Source organism: Bacteroides sp. HMSC067B03 (assembly GCF_001811315.1).
GTDB lineage: Bacteria > Bacteroidota > Bacteroidia > Bacteroidales > Bacteroidaceae > Bacteroides > Bacteroides faecis.
Genome location: NZ_KV804401.1, coordinates 1 through 2,274 on the forward strand (window position 1 = coordinate 1; position 2,274 = coordinate 2,274).

A 2,274-nucleotide genomic window follows, 5' to 3' on the forward strand; every position below is an offset into this window, starting at 1 on the left:
AAGCAAGCAAACGATTGAAGCGGACTGCCGATTTAGCGGCGAAATATCCGACTACCTATATACAGCCCTAAAAGGCTGGGGCATATGGGTAAGCAACAGACTGCCGGGCAAATAAAAGGAGAGTGGCATAGCCGCCGGAAAGAGGTTGTCTCGATGTGGCCGAAGCTCCGAAAGCAGACCGGATATGCCTCTCTCCTTTGCCTTCCCCATTCCTGGATTTCACACAATCACGGAGCCTGCGAGTGACTATGAGAAATCCTGAAACGGGGACAGTCACTCCGCTGAAAGGGTGGGTGGGAAACATGTGACTTTCTCCAAAATAACAAATAGGGGTATAAAGATCTCAAAAGAAAAGAAAGCCGTTCCAGAAAAGACTGGAGCAACTATCACCATCTACTGTTCTTTAAGTTAATTGCAGCAAATCCAAATCATCAGTGACCAATCCATCCAATACATGTTGGATTTTATCAAATATAGCCTTATCTATGCCATACGTGGCGCATAACGATTGAAATTTGCTTACAGCATCGAACACCTGTAATATCTTCTTTTCGGGCTCCTCTACAAAATCCTCGGCAAAGTTGACGAAATCACTTGTAGTCAAGGCAGACCTTTTGCCCATCACGCCCATCGAATGAATGTGTGCTGAAGAATTTTCCCATGTATTTGCCGTGAACATTACATCATATGCAGGTGATAAACGCCATACCCCTGCCTTATCCATGATAAACGATATGTTCTTATTATGATCATCGGATATACCTGCGACATAATTAAATACCATTCTGATAAATATCTGATCTTTGTCTTCCTGGGGAAGTTTCAGAGTCTCTGCTATCCAACACAGCTTCATATAATCATCTGCACCCGGCATAATGGCCGCAAGGGTCTGACTAAAGAGCTTTTCTCCATTCTTACGATCAAATCTTTCCGTTACGAAATGATTTCTTCCATCAATTTCTTTCAGGAAGCATGGCATCATGTTGATTCCCGCCGCCTTTGCCATTTCGCTATATACCATTTCTATCTCTGTGGTAGGAGAGTCATCTGCTTCTTTAAATTTGATGATATACTGCTTAAAATTTTCAGGCAAATCCACCTGGCCGGAACGAAACTCTTCCGTTTCGAGATTATAGGCAATCACTGCCTTCGGGCGCATGCCACCGGCAGAAGTTCCAAGATATATCAACTTTTTCATCGTGAGGCTATCCTCCGGTGATATGACAGCAGCATCTCGATCATTATATATTTTAGAAGCCAAAGTTGCCAATGATGACATATTTACTGACTCATGGATGGCATCATCATTAAATTCCGGTTCAAATTCCAATGCTCCCATAGCCCTCTTGCCAATATAAGAGAGCTTCAATAGAGGCAATGATTCCGTAACCTTTATATTATTATCCGTGAGCCATTGGTCAAATAGGGAAGCCCCCCATTTGTCAGGAAGCGCATCTGCAAGAAATTCCGGAAGCCCTTGATATAATTTATCTTTATTCCCATAGAAAGACGCAAACAAAGGGGTTCTCTTAGGGTGTGTGGAAGGGCATATATCATAATCTTGTTTCCTATATTCATCCGTAAATTGGAATACAGAACAATGCTTTTCAAAGTCCCAATTCAATTTGCCAATGCAAGTCCCCCACAGATATACATTCACTATAATCGGCTCTTTCTTCATACCATCTTACGTTTACCGTTAATTCTTTGTATTCTTTTACCTGTTTTTTCATTGATTAGGAAAGGGGAGTCTGGAAGTTCCGGAACCAAACCGACAACGCCTTCAAGAGTTCCACTTATACGCAAAATCTTAAGCAATGTACTTAGGGCAATATCACTTACTTTACAAGATTCTATTCTCTTAATAGTAACGATAGATACTCCTGCCTTATCCGCAAATTCTTGCTGGGAAAAACAGCAGCTAAGTCTTATAGACTTAACTCTCTTGCAGATTTCCTTTACAATACATTCATCTGAAAATTCGTATATTGTATATGTATCATATAATCTTTTCATAGAAAAACATATTTAGGTATCATTTTTGATACAAAAATACCGATAAATCTGAAAATCACCAAATTAAGAAACACTTTTTTTATAATCTTCTGCCGCATTAGCAAACGATTGAAGCGACCTTGTGCCGCTTCAATCGTTTGATTGCTTTTTCTTTTTAGTCCGGGGGTTCTTATTTTTCCGGAGTCGGGTAGAACTTAGTAGCTACCATCACAATGCGGTTACGTTTCTCCCCACTTTTAGAATCCGTCCATTCTTCCG

General features: G+C 40.7%; 3 protein-coding genes and 1 pseudogene. 1 reads left to right on the forward strand and 3 read right to left on the reverse strand.

Features of this window, described 5'->3' with window-relative positions; translation table 11 throughout:
* Nucleotides 1–84 precede the first annotated feature (84 nt).
* On the forward strand, nucleotides 85–246 hold the full coding sequence (locus HMPREF2794_RS29015; protein ID WP_005868748.1) for a hypothetical protein: 162 nt from the start codon (nucleotides 85–87) through the stop codon (nucleotides 244–246).
* Between the two features lie 157 nt (nucleotides 247–403).
* Here the strand turns inward: HMPREF2794_RS29015 and HMPREF2794_RS17235 are convergent, their stop codons facing one another.
* From HMPREF2794_RS17235 to HMPREF2794_RS17245, 3 genes and pseudogenes are all read right to left on the reverse strand, one after another.
* On the reverse strand, nucleotides 404–1,681 hold the full coding sequence (locus HMPREF2794_RS17235) for a type II toxin-antitoxin system HipA family toxin (RefSeq protein ID WP_005868749.1): 1,278 nt from the start codon (nucleotides 1,679–1,681) through the stop codon (nucleotides 404–406).
* Nucleotides 1,678–2,016 (reverse strand): helix-turn-helix domain-containing protein, encoded by a 339-nt coding sequence (locus HMPREF2794_RS17240; RefSeq protein ID WP_005868750.1) that lies wholly within the window; start codon nucleotides 2,014–2,016, stop codon nucleotides 1,678–1,680. The genes HMPREF2794_RS17235 and HMPREF2794_RS17240 overlap by 4 nt, the downstream gene beginning before the upstream one ends.
* Before the next feature lie 169 nt (nucleotides 2,017–2,185).
* Nucleotides 2,186–2,274: pseudogene (locus tag HMPREF2794_RS17245) on the reverse strand (single-stranded DNA-binding protein); the annotation flags it as partial.

Bases quoted from the DNA above. Each gene is read 5' to 3' on its own strand.
- HMPREF2794_RS29015 (WP_005868748.1), top strand. From the start codon at position 85: ATGGGTAAGCAACAGACTGCCGGGCAAATAAAAGGAGAGTGGCATAGC.
- HMPREF2794_RS17235 (WP_005868749.1), bottom strand. From the start codon at position 1,681: ATGAAGAAAGAGCCGATTATAGTGAATGTATATCTGTGGGGGACTTGC.
- HMPREF2794_RS17240 (WP_005868750.1), bottom strand. From the start codon at position 2,016: ATGAAAAGATTATATGATACATATACAATATACGAATTTTCAGATGAA.